This window comes from Pseudoalteromonas sp. C12FD-1 (assembly GCF_037414265.1).
Classification (GTDB): Bacteria; Pseudomonadota; Gammaproteobacteria; order Enterobacterales; family Alteromonadaceae; genus Pseudoalteromonas.
In genome coordinates, this window is the sequence record NZ_JBBEVD010000034.1 from 147,428 (window position 1) to 171,029 (window position 23,602).

20 protein-coding genes and 1 tRNA gene are annotated in these 23,602 nt (G+C 37.4%); 20 read left to right on the forward strand and 1 reads right to left on the reverse strand.

The features are described from left to right. Window positions 1–19: 19 nt before the first annotated feature. The 3 genes from hscA to WDB87_RS01915 all read left to right on the forward strand — a co-directional run bounded on the left by hscA (window position 20) and on the right by WDB87_RS01915 (window position 3,863). On the forward strand, window positions 20–1,882 hold the full coding sequence (hscA, locus tag WDB87_RS01905) for a Fe-S protein assembly chaperone HscA (protein ID WP_337848846.1): 1,863 nt from the start codon (window positions 20–22) through the stop codon (window positions 1,880–1,882). Window positions 1,883–1,892: 10 nt separating this feature from the next. Continuing rightward, complete coding sequence (fdx, locus tag WDB87_RS01910; RefSeq protein ID WP_004585776.1) at window positions 1,893–2,231, forward strand: ISC system 2Fe-2S type ferredoxin; 339 nt, start codon at window positions 1,893–1,895, stop codon at window positions 2,229–2,231. A 204-nt stretch (window positions 2,232–2,435) separates the two neighbouring features. Beyond that, the gene (locus WDB87_RS01915) at window positions 2,436–3,863 is read left to right on the forward strand and encodes an NAD-dependent succinate-semialdehyde dehydrogenase (RefSeq protein ID WP_337848847.1); all 1,428 of its coding nucleotides are present in this window, start codon (window positions 2,436–2,438) and stop codon (window positions 3,861–3,863) included. A gap of 699 nt (window positions 3,864–4,562) precedes the next feature. On the opposite strand, the gene WDB87_RS01920 is transcribed toward WDB87_RS01915, so the two are convergent. Next, a tRNA-His gene (locus WDB87_RS01920) sits at window positions 4,563–4,638 on the reverse strand. A gap of 262 nt (window positions 4,639–4,900) precedes the next feature. On the opposite strand from WDB87_RS01920, the gene WDB87_RS01925 reads away from it, so the two are divergent. The 17 genes from WDB87_RS01925 to WDB87_RS02005 all read left to right on the forward strand — a co-directional run bounded on the left by WDB87_RS01925 (window position 4,901) and on the right by WDB87_RS02005 (window position 23,476). After that, window positions 4,901–5,719: a mechanosensitive ion channel family protein gene (locus tag WDB87_RS01925; RefSeq protein ID WP_286246032.1), complete on the forward strand. Its 819-nt coding sequence runs from the start codon at window positions 4,901–4,903 to the stop codon at window positions 5,717–5,719. 27 nt (window positions 5,720–5,746) lie between these two features. Continuing rightward, the gene (locus WDB87_RS01930) at window positions 5,747–6,529 is read left to right on the forward strand and encodes a DUF481 domain-containing protein (RefSeq protein WP_337848848.1); all 783 of its coding nucleotides are present in this window, start codon (window positions 5,747–5,749) and stop codon (window positions 6,527–6,529) included. A 122-nt stretch (window positions 6,530–6,651) separates the two neighbouring features. Beyond that, complete coding sequence (locus WDB87_RS01935; protein ID WP_443197900.1) at window positions 6,652–9,285, forward strand: SLBB domain-containing protein; 2,634 nt, start codon at window positions 6,652–6,654, stop codon at window positions 9,283–9,285. A 58-nt stretch (window positions 9,286–9,343) separates the two neighbouring features. Continuing rightward, on the forward strand, window positions 9,344–10,306 hold the full coding sequence (locus WDB87_RS01940) for a Wzz/FepE/Etk N-terminal domain-containing protein (RefSeq protein WP_337848850.1): 963 nt from the start codon (window positions 9,344–9,346) through the stop codon (window positions 10,304–10,306). Between the two features lie 86 nt (window positions 10,307–10,392). Further along, on the forward strand, window positions 10,393–11,274 hold the full coding sequence (gene rfbA, locus WDB87_RS01945; RefSeq protein ID WP_337848851.1) for a glucose-1-phosphate thymidylyltransferase RfbA: 882 nt from the start codon (window positions 10,393–10,395) through the stop codon (window positions 11,272–11,274). Continuing rightward, window positions 11,271–11,816 (forward strand): dTDP-4-dehydrorhamnose 3,5-epimerase, encoded by a 546-nt coding sequence (gene rfbC, locus WDB87_RS01950; RefSeq protein ID WP_337848852.1) that lies wholly within the window; start codon window positions 11,271–11,273, stop codon window positions 11,814–11,816. The genes rfbA and rfbC overlap by 4 nt, the downstream gene beginning before the upstream one ends. An 11-nt stretch (window positions 11,817–11,827) precedes the next feature. Further along, window positions 11,828–12,892, forward strand: a complete 1,065-nt coding sequence (gene rfbB / locus WDB87_RS01955) for a dTDP-glucose 4,6-dehydratase (RefSeq protein ID WP_337848853.1) — start codon at window positions 11,828–11,830, stop codon at window positions 12,890–12,892. Beyond that, entirely contained in the window at window positions 12,889–13,722 is an 834-nt protein-coding gene (locus tag WDB87_RS01960) for an NAD-dependent epimerase/dehydratase family protein (protein WP_337848854.1), read from the forward strand. The genes rfbB and WDB87_RS01960 overlap by 4 nt, the downstream gene beginning before the upstream one ends. Beyond that, window positions 13,703–14,680 (forward strand): hypothetical protein, encoded by a 978-nt coding sequence (locus WDB87_RS01965; RefSeq protein WP_337848855.1) that lies wholly within the window; start codon window positions 13,703–13,705, stop codon window positions 14,678–14,680. The genes WDB87_RS01960 and WDB87_RS01965 overlap by 20 nt, the downstream gene beginning before the upstream one ends. Continuing rightward, on the forward strand, window positions 14,674–15,912 hold the full coding sequence (locus tag WDB87_RS01970; protein WP_337848856.1) for a hypothetical protein: 1,239 nt from the start codon (window positions 14,674–14,676) through the stop codon (window positions 15,910–15,912). The genes WDB87_RS01965 and WDB87_RS01970 overlap by 7 nt, the downstream gene beginning before the upstream one ends. Next, window positions 15,909–16,496, forward strand: coding sequence for an acyltransferase (locus WDB87_RS01975; protein ID WP_337848857.1), 588 nt, complete (start codon window positions 15,909–15,911; stop codon window positions 16,494–16,496). Before WDB87_RS01970 ends, WDB87_RS01975 begins: the two co-directional genes overlap by 4 nt. Beyond that, entirely contained in the window at window positions 16,489–17,829 is a 1,341-nt protein-coding gene (locus tag WDB87_RS01980) for a hypothetical protein (RefSeq protein ID WP_337848858.1), read from the forward strand. The genes WDB87_RS01975 and WDB87_RS01980 overlap by 8 nt, the downstream gene beginning before the upstream one ends. After that, window positions 17,816–18,922 (forward strand): glycosyltransferase, encoded by a 1,107-nt coding sequence (locus WDB87_RS01985; protein WP_337848859.1) that lies wholly within the window; start codon window positions 17,816–17,818, stop codon window positions 18,920–18,922. The genes WDB87_RS01980 and WDB87_RS01985 overlap by 14 nt, the downstream gene beginning before the upstream one ends. Window positions 18,923–18,929: 7 nt before the next feature. Next, entirely contained in the window at window positions 18,930–19,934 is a 1,005-nt protein-coding gene (locus WDB87_RS01990) for an acyltransferase family protein (RefSeq protein ID WP_337848860.1), read from the forward strand. 8 nt (window positions 19,935–19,942) lie between these two features. Then, complete coding sequence (locus tag WDB87_RS01995; protein WP_337848861.1) at window positions 19,943–20,830, forward strand: NAD-dependent epimerase/dehydratase family protein; 888 nt, start codon at window positions 19,943–19,945, stop codon at window positions 20,828–20,830. After that, the gene (locus tag WDB87_RS02000) at window positions 20,830–21,378 is read left to right on the forward strand and encodes a sugar transferase (protein WP_337848862.1); all 549 of its coding nucleotides are present in this window, start codon (window positions 20,830–20,832) and stop codon (window positions 21,376–21,378) included. Before WDB87_RS01995 ends, WDB87_RS02000 begins: the two co-directional genes overlap by 1 nt. Before the next feature lie 163 nt (window positions 21,379–21,541). Then, window positions 21,542–23,476: a polysaccharide biosynthesis protein gene (locus WDB87_RS02005; protein ID WP_337848863.1), complete on the forward strand. Its 1,935-nt coding sequence runs from the start codon at window positions 21,542–21,544 to the stop codon at window positions 23,474–23,476. The last annotated feature ends 126 nt before the right edge of the window (window positions 23,477–23,602 follow it).

Sequence of the window (23,602 nt, forward strand, 5' to 3'; positions counted from 1 at the left end):
CACGAGTTAAAAGAGCATTATGGCATTATTGCAAATTGCTGAGCCGGGGCAGAGCGCGGCACCACATGAACACAAATTAGCTATAGGGATTGACCTAGGCACCACAAATTCATTGGTTGCAACGGTACAAAGTGGCGAAGCCCGTACACTAACAGATGAGCTTGGTGCAGCCATGTTACCATCGGTGGTGCGTTATCAGGCCGGCGGTATAACAGTAGGCAGCGAAGCTGCGCAAGCGGCTACACAAGACCCTGCAAATACCCTAATTTCGGTTAAGCGTTTTTTAGGTAAAACCCAAGCAGAAATCGAACAAAGCTATGGCCAGTTGCCTTACCAATTTTGTGAAGACAACGGCTCGCTAGCTATTCAAACCCAAGCGGGTAAAATCAGCCCGGTTAAAGCGTCTAGCCATATTTTAGCAGCGCTCAAAGCACGTGCTGAGCAAAGCTTTGGTAATCAAGAAATTTTAGGTGCTGTCATTACCGTACCGGCTTACTTTGATGACGCACAGCGCCAAAGCACTAAAGATGCAGCAGAGCTTGCAGGTATTAACGTATTGCGCTTATTAAATGAGCCAACCGCTGCAGCAGTCGCTTATGGGTTAGATTCAGGCCAAGAAGGCATTATTGCTGTTTATGATTTAGGCGGCGGCACCTTTGATATTTCAATACTGCGCTTACATCAAGGTGTATTTGAGGTTATGGCAACGGGTGGCGATTCAAGCCTAGGCGGCGATGACTTTGATTCATTACTCGTTGATTACTTTAAAAAACAGACTCAAGTAACGAGCTTGTCTCCTTCAGTGCTGCGCTTATTTATCAATAAAGCAAAAGCCTGTAAAGAAGCGCTAAGTCAGTATGCAACAGTCAATGTAGTGCTTGAATTTGACGAGCAAAAACACACCGTAGAAGTAACGCGCGAAATCTTTGACGAGCTGGCTATGCCACTGGTTAAAAAAACGCTTCGCTCATGTCGTCGTGCTGTAAAAGATGCAGGCATCGAAAACGAAGAAGTGCTGCAAGTTGTAATGGTGGGTGGTTCTACACGCATGCCACTGGTTCGCAGCCAAGTTGAAAGCTTTTTTGAAAAAGAGCCACTTACCTCGATTGACCCCGATCGTGTTGTTGCATTAGGTGCTGCATTACAAGCCGATGTATTAGTGGGTAACAAGCCAGATTCAGACATGTTATTACTTGATGTATTGCCACTGTCGCTTGGACTTGAAACCATGGGTGGATTAGTTGAAAAAATAATTCCGCGTAATACCACTATTCCTGTTGCTCGTGCTCAAGAGTTTACTACGTTTAAAGATGGTCAAACGGCCATGTCTTTACACGTGTTACAAGGTGAGCGTGAACTGGTTGACGACTGCCGCTCATTGGCTAAATTTAGTTTAAAAGGCATACCGGCAATGGCAGCAGGTGCTGCACATATTCGTGTTACTTTTAAAGTGGATGCCGATGGCTTGCTAAGTGTATCAGCAATGGAAAAATCAACAGGCGTGCAAGCTGAGATCCAAGTTAAACCTTCGTTTGGCTTATCTGATGACCAAGTCGCTAACATGCTAAAAGAGTCAATGAGCAACGCGAAAGACGACATGCAAGCGCGTATGCTTAAAGAGCAACAAGTAGAAGCGCTGCGTGTTATAGAAGCACTTGAAGCATCACTTGCCAGCGATGGTGATTTGCTCGATGATATTCAACTTGCTAATTTAAAAGCTGAAATAAGCGAACTTGCTAAAGTGCGCGAAACAGCCACTCAGCCAAGTGATATTAAAGCCGCAATTGAAAAAGTAGATAACGCTAGCAGCGATTTTGCCTCACGCAGAATGGATGCATCAATTAAAAAAGCCCTAACAGGGCAGTCAGTAGACAACGTTTAAAGAGGTTAGAATGCCACAAATTATTTTTCTTCCCCATCCGGAATTATGTCCTGACGGTGCAGCACTTGAAGCGCCAGCGGGCGAAACCGTCCTTGATGTGGCCCTTAAAAATGGCATTAGCATTCCACATGCATGTGAAAAATCGTGTGCATGTACTACATGCCATTTAGTGATCCGCGAAGGCTTTGACTCACTAGATGAAAGCGATGAGCTAGAAGACGACATGCTAGATAAAGCATGGGGCTTAGAGTCAGAGTCACGCTTAGGATGCCAAGCAGTTATTAGAGATGAAGACTTAGTGGTTGAAATACCAAAGTACAATCTCAATATCGTTAATGAAGAGCATTAGTTTTTAATTAACGAGAATTTTTTAAAAGCCGCTGTTTTTTACAGCGGCTTTTTTGTTTGAGAAACCGCGTGAGCACGTAGCAGCGACTTTACGTCGCGTTTTTAAAATTGAATGTTTACGTTTTTTAGCTTGATATCACGGTCGCGGGGTGAACCCGCTGCTACGTGTTTTACCTAACTCATCTAACTATTTCGGAGGTCCATTTTGAGTAATCTTATTTTCAGTGATTCGTTTATTAATGGTGCATTTTACAAAACCAATAAACGTTTTAGCGTTGACGATCCTGCTACCGAAAAAAGTATTGTAGAAGTAAGTGATATAGACGAGCAAGGCGTTAATAGCGCAATAAAGGCAGCACAAGGTGCGTTTGTTAAATTAAAATCAACCAACGCTACTGAGCGAAGCGACACACTAATGCGCTGGTATGATTTAGTAATAAAACACAAGCAAACCCTTGCAGAGCTAATGACCAAAGAGGAAGGTAAACCACTTAAAGAATCATTAGGTGAAATAGACTATGGCGCTGGGTTTATAAAATGGTTTGCAGAAGAAGCTAAACGCAGCTACGGCGATGTGATCCCCCCAACCGACGACACTCATAGATTAACGAGCTTTAAACAACCTGTAGGCGTTGTGGCTGGCATAACTCCTTGGAACTTTCCGGTTGCGATGGTGACGCGTAAAGTGGCACCAGCGTACGCAGCTGGCTGTAGCTTTGTGCTAAAACCTTCTGAATATACACCTTTATGTGCTTTGGCATTGGCATACCTTGCTGATCAAGCAGGCTTTGTTAAAGGGGCTTTTAACGTGCTGGTTTCGCAAGATGCAAAAACAGTAGGCAAAATGCTAACAGACTCAGAGGTGGTGCGTAAGTTTACCTTTACCGGCTCTACTGGGGTGGGTAAACAGCTGCTTTCGCAATGTGCTGATACAATTAAACGTACATCTATGGAGCTTGGTGGTAATGCACCGTTTATTATTTTTGATAATGCCGATATAGACGAAGCAATTGAAGGCCTTATGGCGGCTAAGTTTAGAAACAGTGGCCAAGCATGTGTAGCTGCAAACCGCATTTTTATCCAGCGCAGTATTTTAGATGAAGTGCTTGGTAAAATTACCCCTAAAGTAGCCGCATTAAAAGTGGCAAATGGGTTTGAAGAGGACGTAGACATTGGCCCGCTAATTTACCCTAAAGCCAAAGAGAAAGTGCAGCAGCTTGTGCAAGATGCACTTGATAAAGGCGCAGAGCTAATAGGGGATAACAGCGACTTAGGCGGCAGCTTTCAAAACCCGCTCATTGTTAGCAACGTAACGACCGAAATGGATATATACCACGAAGAAGTATTTGGCCCGGTTTTAACGGTTATTCCTTTTGATGAAGAAAGCGAAGTACTCGCCCTTGCTAACGATGTTCCATATGGCTTAGCGGCTTATTTCTACAGTCAAAATATCAAGCAAATCTATCGTATTAGCGAAGGACTTGAATTTGGTATGGTTGGTGTTAATGAAGGGGTTATATCTAACCCTGTGGCTCCGTTTGGTGGCGTAAAGCAATCAGGACTTGGCCGAGAGGGCGGGCATCAAGGGCTTAATGAATACCTTGAGGAAAAATATGTGTGTATCAAAGTTTAAAAAACGATGACACCTCAAACCATGGAAAATTGGTTTATTCAGCACGGTCTAGGTCACTAATAGCAATTCGCTTAATTAAGTGAATTGCTATTATAAGGGGAGAAAAACGTGTTGATAGCAAGGCAAAAAATTCGCTATTTAGTTGTACTCGGCAATTGCTCCTGCATTGCTCTACCTTCTGCATCCATGCAGTCGTAAATGAAAATTTTTAATGCAGATAGCGACACGTTTAGCCCCACAAAATGATTAAGTATTATTGCGGATTGGTATAAATATCATTGCATGGGTATAGGTTTATAACTACAGGTTACCTTTTTATTGCTAGATATAGGCCTTAGTGCTACATTTACGGCATAATTTTTGTTTAAAAGTAATCAAAAATAAAAAGAATTTCTACTTGTAGAAATAACCCGTGTGTAAATGCCACCGCAAGGTGGCATTTTTTATAGCTTGTAGGCTAAACTCTAAGTCCTCGATAAGCATTTTCACTTATACCCCCTGATTCAAACTCGCCTATCTTTATAGTATTACTTCGATACATTTTTAATAAAAATTTAAACGCACTTAAAATGGTTCTTTTAGAAACAAAAAAATAATATAAAAATGAGTGTGAAATTTTTTTGCATTGGGAGTAATAAATTAATAATTTATTTTAAATATTGCTAGGAAGTTTATAAGAAAAAATAAGAAGAGAGAAAATGGGGCGATTGACGGGGCTTGAACCCGCGACAACCGGAATCACAATCCGGGGCTCTACCAACTGAGCTACAACCGCCACAACACACCTCGTTTGGTGTGGCGCGCATAATACATAATATTATAAATGTTGTGAAGCCTAAAATTGAAAAAAATCAAAAAAAATAAATATTTCATAAAATTGCTTACTATCAGTAAAGGTTCATAAAGAGTGTGTAGTTTAATAACGCCGTTATTAAAAATATTTTGTAGTGATAATTTATTATTTAATGAGAATAAAATGTAAATTAATGTATAATCATTTGCGGGAAATTGCTTAATAAAAACTATTTGGAGTTACTATGGATTCAATACTTACTTGGCTTAATGAAAACTCAGGCCTAATTTTACACTACGGTATTCAAGCTGTTATTGCGCTTGTAATCTTTTTACTTGGTAGTCGCATTGCAAAGTTTTGTGCTGGCTTAACAGAAAAAGCGTTCGATAAAAAGAAAGTGGATAAAGCGGTAGGCTCATTTGTATCAAGTATAGTTTACGCTATTGTATTTGCTGCCACTATATTAATGGCGCTTTCACAAATAGGCATTGAAACCACATCATTCATTGCTATTTTAGGTGCGGCTGGCTTAGCGGTCGGTTTAGCGCTGCAAGGTTCGTTGTCTAACTTTGCATCAGGTGTGCTCATTATACTACTTCGTCCATTTAAATCAGGTGAGTTTGTTGAAGCCGGCGGTAAAATGGGCACAGTTAAAAAAATCGAAATATTCTCTACAGAACTTCGCACTCCAGATAACAAAGTAATTATCGTACCAAACTCACAAATTATGTCGGGTGCTATTACTAATTTCTCGCGTGAGTCTACTCGCCGTATCGATTTAGTTATTGGTGTAGGCTACGATGCTGACTTACGTAAAACAAAAGAAGTATTGCAGTCAGTACTTGACGCAGAGACTCGTTTACTTAAAGATCCAGCTTATACTGTTGCAGTTTCTGAACTTGCAGACTCAAGCGTAAACTTTATTGTGCGTCCTTGGGTTAACTCTGGTGACTACTGGCCAACGTATTGGGCATTGCTAGAGAACATTAAAATTGCACTGGATGATGCAGATATTACAATCCCATTTCCACAAATGGATGTTCACTTGCACAAGCAAGACTAATTCTAAGTACTAAATAGGTTATTTTTAATGAAATTAAAGCTTTTAACACTTTTAGTTGCAGCCTCTGCTGCAACTAACGCATTCGCAGCAGACGCAGAGAAAAAAACGTGGGAAGTAACAAGCGAACTAGGTGCTATTGTTACTAGTGGTAACACTGAAACAACCACGCTAAAAGGCGGTTTAAAGGTATTACATCACCTAGAGAACTGGGATAACGAGTACAAAATCGACGGCATCTACAAAGAAGATGAAGTTGAAGATAACAACGGCGACAAGGATAAGCAGCGTACTAACGAAAAGTACTCAGCATCTGCGCAAGGTAATTACAAATTAAATGAAAAAAATTCTCATTTATTCATTTATGGTTCACACGTTTCAGACTACTTTGGCGCGTATAGAACTGAATCTGTAATTTCTGCTGGTTACGGCTTACGTTTAATTGACCAGCCAGATATGTGGTTAAATGCAGAGTTTGGTCCGGGTTACAAGTTTTTTGAATACTCAGACGACAGCACGCAGGTTGATGAAGATGGTAACTTACTTGCAGGCGAAAGCGACAGTGAAGTAATTGCTTTAGGTAAGCTTGATTACAACTGGCAAATTTCAGACAACGCACGTTTTACTCAGCTTGTATCGGTTGAGTACGGTGACTCAAACACCAAAACGCGCTCAGAAACTGCACTGCTAACAAAAATCAATGGTTCGCTGCAAATGAAAGTCGGTTTTAACGTAACCAATAACTCAGATGTCGCTGATGACGAAGAAAGTACAGATACAGAAACGTCATTAACGTTAGTTTACAGTTTTTAACCTAAAAACCGTATTTAATGACATTTAAGTGACATAAGGGACGAAAGTCCCTTTTTTATTTGTTTCGATTTAATGTATTATAGCCTCCTATTTTGGTTGTAGACCTAGGGATATACCTACTCGTGAAAGTTTTTACACAATTTTTTAGTGCTTTTATTCTACTTTGTAGTTTTAGTACCATGGCTTTTACGCCATCAGCCTCGCAAATTGAGCAATTTAAAAAGTTGCCTAAAGCCCAGCAAGAAGCCCTAGCAAAACAGTACGGCGTAGATATTTCTTCGATCACCGGCGCTAATCAGTCAAATGACAAAAATTCAAATGAGCAGCAGTCAACTATCGGCGAACGCCCAGAAAAAGAGGAACAAGAAAATTTAACTGACGAAGAGCGCTTTAAACCAAAAACAGAAGAATTAAAGCCTTACGGCTACGAACTTTTTGCTGGTGAACCCACCACATTTATGCCAAGTGAAAATGCAGCCGTACCCGACACATATATAGTAGGGCCAGGGGACCAACTAAAAATTAATTTTTACGGAAAAGAAAGCGATAGTTTTGATGTAACTGTTGACCGTGAAGGACGAATTAGCATTCCTGATTTAACCCCTGTAGAAGTAGCCGGTTTAACTTTTTCCGAAATAAAAGAACTAATAAAAGTAAAAGTTGAGCAAGAAGTGATCGGTGTAAAAGCCTTTGTATCACTGGGCCAACTGCGTAGTATGCGCATACTAGTATTAGGTGAGGCCTACAAACCAGGCAGTTACAGCGTATCGTCTTTAACAACCGTATCACATGCTTTGTTTGTAAGTGGTGGTGTGTCTGAAATTGCATCACTGCGCCACATACAAGTAAAGCGCGCTGGTAAAACGGTAGCTAATTTCGACCTTTACGATTTACTAATCAATGGCGATAGCAGTAACGACATAGTTTTAAAGCCTGGTGATGTTGTTTTTGTGCCGCCAGTAGGGGCACAAGTTACTGTAGATGGCTTAGTTAAACGCCCAGCAATATTTGAACTCAAAAAAGGCGAAACAGCTAAGCAGTTACTCACAATGGCCGGTGGGCTAAGGCCAGGCGCTTATGTTAAAAATGCTGTGGTAGAGCGTTTCAATTATGATCGCAAAGAAGTGCTATCAGTTGACTTTAGTAAGCCACAAATTAACTACATTCCGCAAGATGGCGACCGCGTACGCTTTAATTCTGTAAGCTCTCAATACCAAAACTCTATTAGCCTAATAGGTGCTGTAGCGCGCCCAGGTAATTATCAATGGAATCAAGGTAAGCGTATTTCTGATGTTTTAAAATCAGTACGTGGCGATTTACTGCCACAAGCAGATTTAAGCTACGGCTTAGTGATTCGCGAAATTAATATAAATGGTGACATAGAAGTGCACCAGTTTGATGTAGCACAAGCCATTGTTAAAAACCCTGAAAACAACTTAGCACTAAAAGCAAATGATAAAATCATAGTATTTAGTCGCTTTGAAGAAAAAGAAACTGAAAAATCAGCACTTGCTAATATGGCCCTAAGCCAAGAGCAGCAAGAGCAACAGCTTAAGGCTGAGCAATGGCATACATATCAGCAAAAAGAGTTTGAAAAATATATTGGTTTAATGAAAAACAATACCAAACTTGAAACTGAAACTGAAACTGAAACTGAAACTGAAACTGAAACATACGCCTTATTTAGTCGGCATAACCTTTTAGCGCCCTTTTTGGCTAAGCTTAAGCAACAAGCTACAATTGACCAAGCTGTTCAGGTTGTTGAAATTAGTGGCAATGTTACGTTTCCTGGTGTATACCCGTTAGTTGTAGGCGGTGAAGTTCGTGATTTAGTAACCGCTGCAGGTGGCTTGCTAGAATCTGCCTACGTAAAACAAGCCGAAATTACCCGTATTGTTGCAAGTGATTCGTCAAAAATAGAACACTTACGTTTAGACCTTGAAAGTGCGATGCGTGGAGATTTGCAAAGCAATATTACACTGCAGAGTAAAGACAGTATTAACGTATTCGCCATCCCCAATTGGCAAGAAAACGTAAAAGTAGAGCTTAAAGGCGAACTCAGGTTCCCTGGTACTTACACAATACGCCGCGGCGAAACATTAACAGAGCTATTAGAACGCGCAGGCGGCTTCTCTGAGTTTGCTGAACAAAAAGCAGCTATATTCACCCGTGCCTCAATTAAAGAACAAGAGCAGCAGCAGCTAGCCCGCTTATCGACTGAGTTACGACGCGATATTGCATCAAAAAGCTTTCAAAACTCAGTAAGTAGTAATTCACTTTCGTATGATGAAATGAATAAGCTATTAAATGATTTAGCAAGCGTTGAAGCGGTAGGGCGCTTAGTTATCGACTTACCACTGATTGTTGAAAATAAGCAAAACTTAGTCCTTCAAGACGGTGATGTTTTATACGTACCAAGTAAACGTGACTCTATTAGCGTTATTGGTGAGGTTAATTACTCTACATCACACTTATATAAAGCAGGCGTAAGTGTTGACGATTATATTGCCCTAAGTGGTGGGCTTAAAGAGCGTGCCAATGAAGATAGCATTTATATTATAAAAGCTAATGGTTCAGTAAAAATTCCAAGTAAAGGTGGTTGGTTTGCTGTTAATAACTCAGAGCAGTTAGAACCTGGTGATACAATAGTAATACCGATGGATGCAAGCCATATGGATAAGCTTACATTGTGGAGTACTGCAACGCAGATTCTTTATCAACTGGGTGTAGCCGTTGCTGCGATTGGTAGTTTGTAATTTAATAGTTACCTAGTATTAAATTTCAGTAACTCTAAATAAATGAGATAACTTACTAATGGAAAGAAGTGTGGACTCACAGAATACTCAACAAAGCATGTATGCTGAAGATGAAGGCGTAGACCTTAAAAGTTTTTTCTTAACTATTTGGAAGGGCAAGTTAATCATTGCAATGGTAACCGTTATCTTTACGGGGTTCTCTGTTGCTTTAGCTCTTAGTCTTCCTAACATTTATAAAGCAGAAGCACTCCTTTTCCCTGCGGAAAGTGGACAAGGGGAAGGTGGTTTAGCTGCATTGGCAGGTCAATTTGGTGGTCTAGCCAGTATAGCTGGAATTGACTTAGGTGCAGGTTCTTCTGATAAGTCAGCATTAGCAATTGAAGTATTAAAATCTAGAAAATTTACAAGTGAGTTCATTGAACGCCATAACATTTTGCTAGATCTAATGGCTGCCGAAAGCTGGTCATATGAAGAGAATACTATAGCCTATGATGACGATATCTATGATACCAAAACAAACTCTTGGGTTAGAGATGTTGATTCTCCATTTAAGCCAAAGCCATCACTACAGGAGGCTTACAAAGAATTTAAAGAGATCGTTTATATAAACTCTTCAAAAGATACTGGCATGATTACAATTTCTGTTGAACATATCTCGCCTTACATTGCTCAACAATGGGTTGTTTGGCTCATTGAAGATATTAATAAAGAAATGAAAGAACGAGATGTTGCCGAGGCAATTAAAAGTACTGAATTTTTAAAGCAACAAATCGAAACCACGAAAGTTGCAGATATTCAAACAGTATTATTTAAGCTTATCGAGGAGCAAGCTAAAACAATTATGTTTGCTGAAGTTCGAGATGAGTATGTCTTCAAAACAATTGATCCTGCATTAGTTCCTGAAGAGAGGGTCAGTCCAAAAAGAGCGCTTATATGCATTATAGGAGCATTGTTTGGCATTTTAATAGGAATTCTTATTATCTTGGGTAAAAATTACTTTAGAGAACAAGAAAGTGTTTGATAACTTGATTCTTTTTTGTAGTTCACTCAATATCATTATTTTTTAAGTTAAGCCTGAAGTTCAGGTATTACTATAATGGAAGCTTTATGACCAAAGGTATTATTTTAGCGGGTGGTAGCGGTACTCGCCTTTACCCATTAACGAAAGTCGTCAGTAAACAACTTATGCCTGTCTATGACAAACCTATGGTTTATTATCCTATTGCTACTTTAATGAATGCAGGCATCAAAGATATTTTAGTCATAACAACACCAGCAGAATTAGACCGCTTTAAAGAATTACTAGGTGATGGCAAAGATTGGGGTATAAATATTGAGTACAAAGTTCAACCATCGCCAGATGGTTTAGCTCAAGCTTTTTTGTTGGGTGAAGAGTTTATTGGTACTAGCAATGTTGCATTGATCTTAGGTGATAACCTTTTCTATGGTCACGATCTTGTTAAGTCACTGCAACTAGCTGCTTCTAGAAAGTCTGGAGCAACGGTTTTTGGTTACCATGTAGCAAACCCATGTTCATATGGTGTTGTTGAGTTTGATGAGAGTGGTAAAGCAATTTCTATAGAAGAGAAGCCAGAGTCACCGAAATCAAACTATGCTGTTCCAGGTTTATATTTTTTTGATAATAAAGTTGTTGAGTACGCAAAAAATGTTGAAGCTTCACCTAGAGGCGAGCTAGAAATAACCGATGTTATTGAACAGTATTTAAATACTAACTCTTTAAATGTTGAAATAATGGGGCGCGGAACTGCTTGGTTAGACACCGGCACACATGACAGTCTGTTGCAAGCAGCACAATTTATTGAAACCATAGAAAAAAGACAAGGATTGAAAGTAAATTGTCCAGAAGAAGTCGCTTTTCGAATGGGGTATATCGATGAGCAACAGTTACAGCAATTAGCTACTCCACTAGTCAAAAGCGGTTACGGTGAATATTTGTTGAGCTTACTTTCAAAAAGGGTATTTTCATGAATATAATTGATACAGCTATCCCTGATGTAAAAATCTTAGAGCCTAAAGTATTTGGTGACGAGCGAGGCTTTTTCTTAGAAACTTTTCGTGAAGACTGGTTTCGAGAGCATGTTGCAGATGTAACTTTTGTGCAAGATAATCACAGCAAATCTGGGCAAGGAATTTTAAGAGGTCTGCATTATCAAACGCAACAAACACAAGGTAAATTGGTACGTGTTGTAGCTGGTGAAGTTTATGATGTAGCCGTTGATGTGCGTAAAGATAGCCCAACCTTTGGAAAGCATGTCGGTGTTTTATTAAATAGTGATAATAAAAGGCAGCTCTGGGTGCCAGAAGGGTTTGCCCATGGTTTTTATGTAACAACTGAATCTGCGGAATTTGTTTATAAGTGCACAAATTACTATGCACCTGAATTCGAACAAAGTATTCTTTGGAATGATCCTAGCCTTTCGATTCAATGGCCTCTTGTAAATAATATGCAGCCATTATTATCACCTAAAGATGAAGCTGGCGTAATGTTAGCAGATGCCCCTACCTTCTAATCGAGTAATTTATGAGTAAAACAATTTTTGTAAGCGGCGGAGCTGGTTTTATCGGTTCTGCATTAGTTCGCTTTTTAATAAATGAAACCGAACATACAGTGGTTAACTTCGACAAGCTTACGTATGCGGGTAATTTAGAGTCATTAGCATGTGTAGAGCAAAATGAAAGATACCATTTTGTTAAAGGTGATATTTGTGATCGTAAGAGAGTTAGCGATACGCTTGCCAAATTTCAACCAGACTTTATCATGCATTTAGCTGCGGAAAGCCATGTGGATCGTTCTATTGATGGACCAGGTGAATTTATTCAGACAAATGTTGTTGGTACCTACGAACTACTAGAGGCTGCTAGAACGTATTATGCTTCTCAAAATGATGAAAAAAAGGCTTTATTCCGCTTCCACCACATTTCAACAGACGAAGTATATGGCGATTTAGGAGAAACTGGTCTTTTCACTGAAGAAACGCCTTATGAGCCTAGTTCACCTTATTCTGCATCTAAAGCTGCATCGGATCATCTTGTTCGGGCATGGAATAGAACTTTTCAACTGCCAGTAGTGCTAACAAACTGCTCAAATAATTACGGACCATATCATTTTCCTGAAAAATTGATCCCGTTAATTATTCTGAATGCTTTAGAGGGTAAGAAACTGCCAATATATGGCGACGGTAAGCAAGTAAGGGATTGGTTATTTGTTGAAGACCATGCACGAGCACTTTATAAAGTTGTATCTGAAGGCAAGTTAGGCGAAACATACAATATCGGTGGCTTCAATGAAAAACAAAATATCGAAGTAGTTACAACAATTTGTAACCATCTGAATGGCTTAATTACAGAAAAGCCTGATGGCTTAGATGACTTTAAAGAGTTAATTACGTTTGTACAAGATAGGCCCGGTCATGACTTAAGGTATGCAATCGATGCCTCAAAAATAAACAAAGAGCTAGGTTGGCAACCACTTGAAACATTTGAATCAGGTATTTTAAAAACCATAAAATGGTATTTAGAAAACTCACAATGGTGTGAAAATGTTCAGTCAGGTAATTATCAACGTGAGAGGCTTGGCAGCGCATGATGTATACAGTTATTGGTGGTAAAGGGTTCATTGGCAGTGAAATTGTAAAACAGTTTAGCGATGCTGGTGAGCAAGTATATGTACCTGAAAAGCTAGATAAAGGTGTTTTCAGTAAACCATTAGGCACAGTAATTTATGCTGCAGGACATGGGGACTGCGCTAATAATCCAACGAAAGTATTCGATTCAAACGTCAGTTATCTAGTAAAAATGCTAGAAAGTAGCCAGTTCGATAGATTTATTTATATTTCATCTACGCGTGTCTACATGAATCAGCAAGCTAGTTATGAAAGTGCTGACCTGACAGTTTGCGCAAAAGATAACCGAGCGTTATTTAACTTAACAAAGCTTACGGCTGAAAATCTAGTTTTAAACTTAGTAGATAAAGCAATTATTGTTCGGCCTAGTAATGTATACGGTTTAGCAGTAAATAGCCCTCTATTTTTACCTTCAATTGTTAGAGACTCGATCGCTAAAAAAGAAATTAACATGTATATTCGCGAGGATTATCAAAAAGATTATGTTTCAGTGATTGATGTGGCTAATGCTATTTACAAGTTAGCTAAAGCTGATATACAAAGTAATGAGATATTCAATATTGCTTCGGGAAGAAATACTCGAGCGGATACAATTGCAAAGGTAATAGCTGATAAAACAGGCTGTAAAGTAAATTGGTTTGAAAGTAACGTAAATGAAGCCTTTTCTAAAGTTGATATTAGCAAACTGCAAAGTGTGGTTGATTTTAATCCTGCCACAATCGAAGACGATCTAGAATCAATGATTAATTCATTTACGGAATTTTACAGCAAGCATGAAAGTTTTACTCTTTAGTCCAGATACGTTTGGCTATTATAAAAAAATTATAAATGTAATGGAGTTAAAAGGTCATTCAGTTGACTGGATTAACCACATTTATGTCAAGAGTAACTTTGATCGAGTAAAATCAAGGTTAATGCCAAGCCTAACAAGCAAGTTAACAGAAAAATATTTCATAAATGAAATCAACTGGCAAGGTGACTATGAATTAATTATTGTCATTAAAGGTGAAGGCCTTTCTGAGTGTTTACTTGAAAAAATGAAGCAAAGCTTTAGCAAAGCTAAGTTTGTGTATTACTCATGGGACTCACTGTCTAATGTAAAGGGTGCTAAAGGAAAGTTTAAGTATTTCGATGCTATAAAGTCATTCGATAGGATTGATTGCCAGAATGTAGAAAACCTTGAGTACTTACCTCTTTTCTATAGCAGAGAATACAGCAGAAAGGTAAGTGGAGATGCAAATAATAAGTATTCGGCTGCTTTTGTTGGGACATTGCACTCTAATCGCTTTCGCGATGTATTAGGGATGGCTTCTTTAGTTGAAAAAAATCTAAATAAACCTGCTTTCACATTTTTTTACTATCCTAGTAAACCTGTTTTTAAAGTACTTAAAGTTATTAACAAAACATTTCGAAAGATACCAATCGAAGAAGTTTCGTTTGAAAAACTCAGTGTTCAAGCCGTTTCTGATGTAATGTGCGATTCTGAGGTAATTATTGATTATGGGCACCCTGATCAAACAGGTTTAACAATGAGAACCATTGAGACCTTAGGAATAAACAAAAAGCTAATTACTAACAATAAACTCGTTATGGAAGAACCTTTTTATGAAACTGAAAATATTTTTGTAATTGGCCAGCAGGATGAGCAAGAACTAGCAGAGTTTCTAACCTCTCCATATGTTCCAGTTAGTAATGAAGTTTATCAAAGTTACGCTATAGAAAACTGGGTTGAGCGTTTAATTCAATGCTAAAAAAACTCTTTTCTAGTGCATTTTTATTAATGCTTAGTACTTTAATAGCTAAAGGCTTTATATTAGCTCTTAATATTTTAATTGCTCGTTACACATCGAAAGATACTTATGGATCTTTTGTGTTTTTGCGAAGTACAATTAACTTATTTGAGACTACATTTAGCTCAGCAGTTAACCCTTTCGCTGTTAAAGAAAGCTCTAAAAAGAACTTTAGTAAAGTTTCAGTGCTTGCATATGGGGTATTTTTTGCATTTACTGCATTGATCATTTCAACTTTATGCTTGCTATTATGGGCAAGCAGTTCACTTATAGGAAGTATATCTTCCTTTGATTTTTTGACGTTCCAAATAGTTTTCACAGTAGTATTATTAATCTCACTGACTCTGTTAAATGGGTATTTGATCTCTGTGTACATAGGGAAAGGCATTTATAAAGTAATTTTTTTCTCAACAGTAATTAGTATTGTTTTATCAGCCGTTGTTATTTTCAATACATATGAAGATATTACTGTAGTAATAGCTTTATTTTATATGCTTATTTATCAGCTTACTGATTTAACCGTGAAAGTATTTAATATATTGGCTAATAGCAAAAATATTTTAAAAAATATTGAGTACGATGTTCTTTTTCAGAAAGCTAAAGGAGTATTCAATACTATAAAGCCAGTAATTATCGGCTCTGCAATTAATGCTTTTGTCTTTTGGTTTGTAAGGTATATAACAGCTAATAGTGATAATGGCTTTGTAGCACTCGCTGAGTTCGATGTTTCATTTCAGATGTTTATGATTTGTTCAATCCTTTTAAATATCATCTGTAATATTGTTTTACGAAATTTAACAAAGCTCCATGAGTCAGGAAGCAATGTAAAGCAACTTCTCAGCTACGCTATGAAGTGTATGTCGTTATCATGCCTACTATTCGTTGGTATTAGCTATTTCCTTTACGATTACTTTTTACTTTTATATGGTGATAAATACACTGCGGATTTATTTTTAGAGGTAACTTTAATCTGTTTATTTTACTCTGTTGCTTTAGCATTCAATAGAGTAATGGTTGTTATGAATAAAACATATCAACTTTTTTATGTTGCCTTAACTTCTGCGATAGTCATGGGCGCATATATTTTAACAGTAACTGCAAATGCAGAGAATTTAGCAATATCATTCAGTGTTTATTATCTAACCTCATGTGTTGTTTATTTATATATTTTTAAATATAGGCTTATCAAATGATTAATCGCATTACTAAACTTTATCAAGACAGTGGCTTACTGCTTTTCTGTGTACGAATTCCTTTGCGCTTTCTAAAAGTTTTTTTCGATATTTTAAATACTCTATTTTATAAGGCTGTATGTAAAAAGGTAGGTAAAAATGTTCGTATCGAGTTCGGTGCTAGAATTGAGTCACCTAAGCTTGTAACCATAGGTGATGGAGTTTTCATTGGAAAAGAAACATTGCTTGTATCAGAGAACAGCACAGGTGAATGTATTATCGAAGATAAAGTACATATATGCCGAAATTGCCATATAGATCACACCGGTGGATTAACTATTGGAAATAATACCCTGTTATCAGAAGGTGTTGTAATTTACAGCCATAGCCATGGCTACGACCCTAAAAGTAAGCCTGTTAGCATTAAAAAGGAAATTGCAGCAAATTGCTGGTTAGGTACGCGTGCAATTTTATTAGAAACTGCTGAAAGTATCGCTGCAAAGACGATCGTTGCAAGTGCTGCGGTTGTATCTAAGTCTATTACAGAAGAGCAATGTATCTTCGGTGGTGTACCTGCAAAAAGAATAAAACAGTACAATGATTGATTCATTTATAACCTTTTATTTTATTATTCTATTATTGTTACTTCTTTATTTGAAAAAAGGGAAGAAAGATTTTTTTCATGTTATTCCTTTTTTTATTTTGTTTTCTATGGCTGAGGTGCCGTATCTATATTTTATCGCTCATAATCCACAAGAACTTCATCCGAAAGTTACCTATCATTTAGATGACTTTAGCTTTGCTTTTTTTCAGCATGTTATGTACAAGCTAATATTTGCAATAGTATGCATTTTTACCATGGCTTTCTTTGAGCCTAGAGGTAAACTTTTTGGCGTAGCTAGTATTGGCGTAGGTATGAAGGTTGTAAAATTTAAGTATGCGAGCTATTTTTTTATTGCCCTCACGATAATAATGTTTGCTTTGTTTCTTTATAAAGTCGGTGGTTTCTTCTTTCTGATAAGTAATATGGATAATAAAACCTTGGTAGTTCAAGGTACTGCAATGTATAGAAATATCTTTTTTATATCTGCAATGCTCTCTATAGGTTACTACATAACTTACTTGTCATTGAAAAAAATAAAGATTAAAGATTATGTCTTTCTATTTTTTATATCAGTGTTTTTCTTTGCCATGCTGGCATCTTACGGTGAAAGGAAAAATCCACTACTACTTTTAGTTTTCTTAGTTCTAATGTGGAACTATAAAATAAAAAATGTAAATGTTTTTTCCCTTAAAAACTTACTCTTATTGTTCTTTTTGGTTTTCTTTGCTTCTCTTGCACCTGTTTTAAGGGTTGATGGAGCACTTGATTACTATATGTCAGATCCCAGTTCACTGATACCTGACGCCCTTCCATATATGGGCGAGTTATTTAAGCGATTCAGTGATATTGATATTTCGCTATTTATATTTCCATATTTTGACTCTATCAATAAGCTTTGGTTTGGTAGTACGTTTATGGACTTCTTTACAGGGTTTATCCCAAGCTCATTTTATGAGGCTAAACCACCACTAGATGAAGGTGTTTATATCTATAATTTCGCGCAGGGAAATAATGTTGCAATTAACTCACCATTTAAGTACATGATCCCTGTAGGTTGGCCTCTTAGTCGTGTAACTGCAGGTTACGTGCACTTCGGGCCTGTTGGGGTTGTTTTGTATGCAATTTTGACTGGTATGATTTTAAAATATTTCTACCAAGTCATGATTAGCTCAAAATTTGCACCTTTATGGGTTTCTTTTTATGCCTTCATGATGTTGACAGGGTTTGGTATTTCAAACGCTTTTATTTTTAATACGTTAACCATATTCGTTTTATTAATGTTATTTACTTTATTTATTTACTTATTTGAGGGCAAGAAGAATGTATCTCGTTAACTTTTCAAATCAGATTGCTGCAGGCCCCAAAAATATTGCTAATAATTTTATCCGAAATGCACTGCATAGCGGTGAGAAGTTCGTATTTATTGTGCCAAATTTGCCTGAGTTTCTGGCATATTCAGAGACAGAAAATTGCAAGTTTGTAGTTGTTGATGTAGTACCAGGAAGTATTAAAGCCTTATTGAATGTATTTAAAGTCAACTTTTCGCTGATGAATTCATTAGCAAAAAAATATGAGCCTAAAGCAATTCTTGCTTTCGGTAATTTTTTGTTCGGTATTAAAAGTAATCATAAAAAAGTGGTCTTACTTCATCACCCATACATCGTCGATGATCGTTTATATGGTAGTTTGAGTGGAGTTGCAAAAATAGCTGAGAAAATAAAGCGTCACCTTTTTGGTAAAACAGTTAAAGCTGTAGACACAGTTGTTGTTCAAAGTAGCTACATGCAAAAGTTGCTCAATGAAAAAGTAACAATTGATTCTGAAATTATTTTTAACCCAATTAGCGATAACTTCAAACAAGAGAGCATTACAAGCTTTCAAGCTAAGCAAGAGTTGCCTAAAGTAAAAGAGCTACTTTATGTTAGTCGCTTTTATGCGCATAAAAATCATGTATTTTTATTGAAGCTTGCTACTGAAATAAAAGATAAGGAATTACCTGTTGTTATTAATATTACAGTTGATGAATCAATACCTGAAGCTGCAGAGTTTATAGCTGCTATAAAAGAGCAACATCTACCGATCAATAACTTAGGGGAGTTACCTCAGGCTGAGCTAAAGCAGTATTATCAAAATTTTGCATTTGCGGCTATTTTTCCATCAAAATCTGAAACTTTTGGTAACCCACTAATAGAGGCTATGTTTTACGATCTCCCAGTTATTGCCCCAGATCTTGATTATGCTCACTCAGTTTTAGATCAAGCAGGTGTGATTTATAAAGAAGATGATGTGCATGATTGCGTAAACCAAATAAGTAAGTTATTTGATCTTGAAACGTATAACGATACGCGGCTAGCTTCACACACGAGAGCGCAGTTATTTCCTGATTCAGAGTCATGGTTTAAAACTTACATGGCGCTTTTGAGGTAGCACATAAATGAAGTATGTTTATAAGAGCAATAATCTAGACTTTTTAAGATTGGTACTGGCTACGGCAGTAGTGTTTTTACACTTAGCTTTTCTAGCTAAAACACCACTAACAGAGTCAGTGAGTGAGTCATTACATTGGCTATCTGGTAGTGCTGTGTCTACCTTCTTCATCGTTAGTGGCTTTTTGATTTATATGAGCTATGACAGAAAAAAAACTATTATTAATTATTTTTGGGGGCGCTTTCTTCGCCTTTACCCTGCATATATTTTGCTAATTTTGTTTTCTAGCTGTTTATATCTTATGGTCGGAGACGGGAGTTCTTTTGGAAGCTATACATCTGAAATTAAGTACTTTATAGCAAATGCTGCTTTTTTGAATTTTTTAGCACCTACTATTGATGGTGTATTTTTAACAAATCCAGAGCCCTTTATTAATGGCTCATTATGGACTTTAAAAATAGAAGTTATGTTCTATTGCATGGTACCTATTTTCTACATGCTCTTAGAACGCAAATATAGTTATTTATACATGTTGGCAATCTATGTATTTTCATTCATTTATAAAGACTTTATCTTATTGCATAAAGATACAATCCCAATGGCTGAAACACTGGCATCTCAGCTGCCAGGCCAAATGATGTATTTTATTGCAGGTATATTCTGCTTTAAATACTTTGATGTTTTGAAAAGGCAATTTTCAGTCTTGTTAATTACATCAGTTATATTAATGTGGTTGAATTTCTATTACTTACAACCATTTGTAATTGCGGTTTTTATTACATTGGTATTTATTTCATTACCTAATGTACTTTCATTTAAAAAATTAGGCGATATTTCATATGGCGTATATATCTTTCATTTCCCAATCATTCAGTTATTTATAGCAAACGGTTTTGAATTTAATACGGTTTCATCTTACTTTTTGCTATTTACGACTATTTTTGTTGTTTCTACAGTCTCGTGGAAACTAGTTGAAGCTCCTAGCTTAAAACTTAAAAATAGGTTCTTTTAGGAGTTAATATGGGAGTCTTAATTACGGGTGGAAATGGCTTTATTGGTAAAAAACTTGTTGAGTATCTGACAAAAAATTTTTCGATATCTATAACACAAAGAACGAGAGAAGTGCTCCCTCAAGCCGCAGTGGAATCGGTAGTAACAGGTGACTTATCTGAGTTTTTAGAATGGGATAGTGCGCTCAAAAGATGCTCCCAAGTTGTTCATTTGGCATCGTTCGCTCATAAACATACACCAACTATTCAAGAGCTTGAGCAAACAAATATTAAAGCTCTAAAAGAGTTATTAGTAGCGTGTAAAAACAATAATATAAAAAAGTTTATTTACTTTAGTACAGCATATGTCCATGGTAAATGCGCTGACTTAGATGTTAATGAAAACTCATCGTTAATCAAAGGGGAGCCACAACTTCAAACGAGAATCATTGCAGAAAATTTAGTAAAAACTTTTTGTTCCGATTCAGGTATTGATTATATTATAATTCGCCCCGCACTTATTCTTAGCCATGACGCGCCAGGAAATATAAGAACCTTAGCTAGATTAGTCTCTAAAGTTCACGCTTTTCCTTTCAAAGCAATTAAAAACCAGCGTTCATACTTATCAGTAGAGAAACTACTTAGTTTCATCAAATTTTGCTTAATGAGCGACAAAGCTAATGGTGAAACCTACCTATTAGCTGATAATAAAGCTCTATCACTCCAGCAAGTATTGAATTATCTTGCAAGTAAAGAAAAAGTAAATATTAAACACTTTTACTTTCCTGAAGTATTGCTTCGTTTGGTGTTAAGATCTCTAGGCCAAAAAGAACGCGAAAAAGTCTTGCTTGATAACTTTGTTGTCGACTCTTCGAAAGCAGACAAACTTTTAACAGAAATAGATATGGGTAGACATTAATGTTACGTATTTTAGATTTTTTTATTGCATTGTTTGGATTAGTATTTGCTTTTCCTTTTTTGATTTTACTTTTTATTATTGGTCTATTTGATACCGGCTCGCCACTTTTTATGCAAGAGCGCGTTGGCCGCAATAAAAAACCGTTTACTTTAGTAAAGTTCAGAACAATGACCGTAGATACAGCCTCAGTAGCAAGTCACTTAGCAAGCAGTGCATCTATAACTCGGTTTGGCGGTTTTTTACGTAAAACAAAGTTAGATGAACTACCACAACTTTGGAACGTACTTAAAGGTGAGATGAGCTTAGTTGGGCCACGCCCAGGATTATTTAATCAAGAAGAACTTACTCAAGCTCGCGATGCTAAAGGTATCTACGATGTACGCCCTGGAATTACAGGTTTAGCGCAAGTAAACGAAATAGACATGTCTACTCCAGAGCTATTGGCGGAAACCGATGCAAGAATGATTGCCACACTTAGTTTAAAACACTACTTTACTTATATACTACAAACCGTCACTGGAAGCGGTAGTGGCGATAGAGTAAAATAGATAAATTAACACACACAAATTTACAAATAGTAACCAAATACATAAAGATTATATAATATACTGCATATAGTCTTTAACTATTAAGTGCAATAGTTATTCATCTTGTAGTAAAATTGTAACCAATAGAATAGCAGTATTACTGCTAGCTTCAGGGAAATGTATTGTGTTTTTAAAATTATTAGTTAACTTACCTCGCCCTCAAAAAAGAGTTGTATCACTTGTTGTAGATAGCATTTTTATTATTGTTGCTTTTTGGCTAGCCTTTTTACTTAGGCTCGACAGCACCGCTGTTTTAAAAAATACTCACACATGGGTATTGCTAGCAACAGTACTTCCACTGAGCTTGTTTAGCTTTGTAAAGCTTGGTTTGTACAGGGCCGTGTTGCGTTATATGAATACACAAGCCATGTGGGCCATTATTGCAGGTGTAGTGCTTTCTACCGTTTACCTAACCGTTTTGTCTTTCTTTTTAAGCGCGACAGTTCCTCGTACAGTGCCATTTATATATGCAAGCTTTTGTATTTTATTTGTAGGCGGTGCAAGGCTTACCGTTCGCGCAGTGGTGGGGCAAATAACAATGCGCCGTAAAGAAGGGGTTATTATATATGGCGCGGGTTCGGCAGGGCGCCAACTTGCAACCGCCTTAGCTAATGGCCCAGAGTATTCACCTGTTGCATTTATAGACGATGACCCTAAAAAGCATTTATCGTTAATTCAGGGTATATGTGTGCATGCACCTTCGCAAATAGCCGAAATAGCCAAGCAAAAGTGTGCCAATAAAATTTTACTTGCCCTGCCAAGCACGTCAAGAAGCCGTCGCAAAGAGGTGCTTAACGCAATAGAAAAGTTCAAACTACAAGTAATGACCATACCTGGCATGGCAGATATTGTTTCGGGCACTACTAACCTAGATGAAGTTAAAGATGTAGAAATAGACGACTTATTAGGCAGAGATTCTGTACAGCCTCGCCAAGAGCTAATGTCGGCAAACATAGAACACAAAGTAGTCATGGTGACAGGGGCGGGTGGCTCAATCGGCTCTGAACTGTGCAGACAAATAGTTAAAAATAACCCTACAAAAATAGTGCTGTTTGAACTTTCTGAGTTTGCTTTATACGCGATAGAAAAAGAGCTAACTGAGTACTGCAACACAAATAATTTAAATATAGAAGTACTGCCTATACTAGGCTCAATACAAAATAAAAAACTGGTTGAATCAACGTTTTCTACCTTTAATGTGCAAACTGTTTACCATGCAGCTGCCTATAAGCATGTGCCATTAGTTGAGCACAACGTAGTTGAAGGTGTTCGCAATAATATTTACGGCACTTACAATGTAGCCACGGCAGCAATAAACGCAAAGGTAGACACGTTTGTTTTAATATCAACCGATAAAGCAGTACGACCAACAAATGTAATGGGTACTACAAAGCGCATGGCTGAACTTGTGCTTCAAGGGTTGTCTGAGATTCAAAATACCACACGTTTTACAATGGTACGTTTTGGTAATGTACTGGGGTCATCGGGTTCTGTTGTGCCTTTATTCAGAAAACAAATTAAAGCAGGTGGTCCTATAACGTTAACTCACCAAGATATTACACGCTACTTTATGACCATACCTGAAGCTGCTCAACTTGTTATTCAAGCCGGCGCTATGGGTATAGGTAGCGATGTATTTGTGCTTGATATGGGTGAGCCTGTTAAAATTAAAGACTTGGCAACTAAAATGGTTCACTTATCAGGGCTGGAAGTTAAGCACGATAAGCGACCTAATGGCGATATAGAAATAAAATGTACAGGCCTTCGCCCTGGCGAAAAGCTTTTTGAAGAGCTACTTATTGGTGATAATGTTACTGGCACTGATCACCCAAGAATTTTAAGTGCGCAAGAAATAAAAATGCCATGGGATGAGCTTGAGCCATTCTTAGGAAAACTCAAAAACGCATGTGATGAGTCAGATCATATTCAAATACGTAAGCTATTACTTCAAGCCCCTACTGCATTTTCTCCTACAGACGGTATATGTGACCTTAGCTGGCAAGAAAAACAAAATAGCCAAACCAATGTAACCGCTTTGCCTAACGTAAGTGGCACATAAAATGGTTAGGCTGCAAAGTTTGATAATTTGCAGCCGATTTGTTTGAGCAAGCTTCACGCCTACGTTGGGTTTATACTCGGTGATTATTGTGGTGTAGGCGCCTTGCTTGCTGGCGCACTAAAAGCA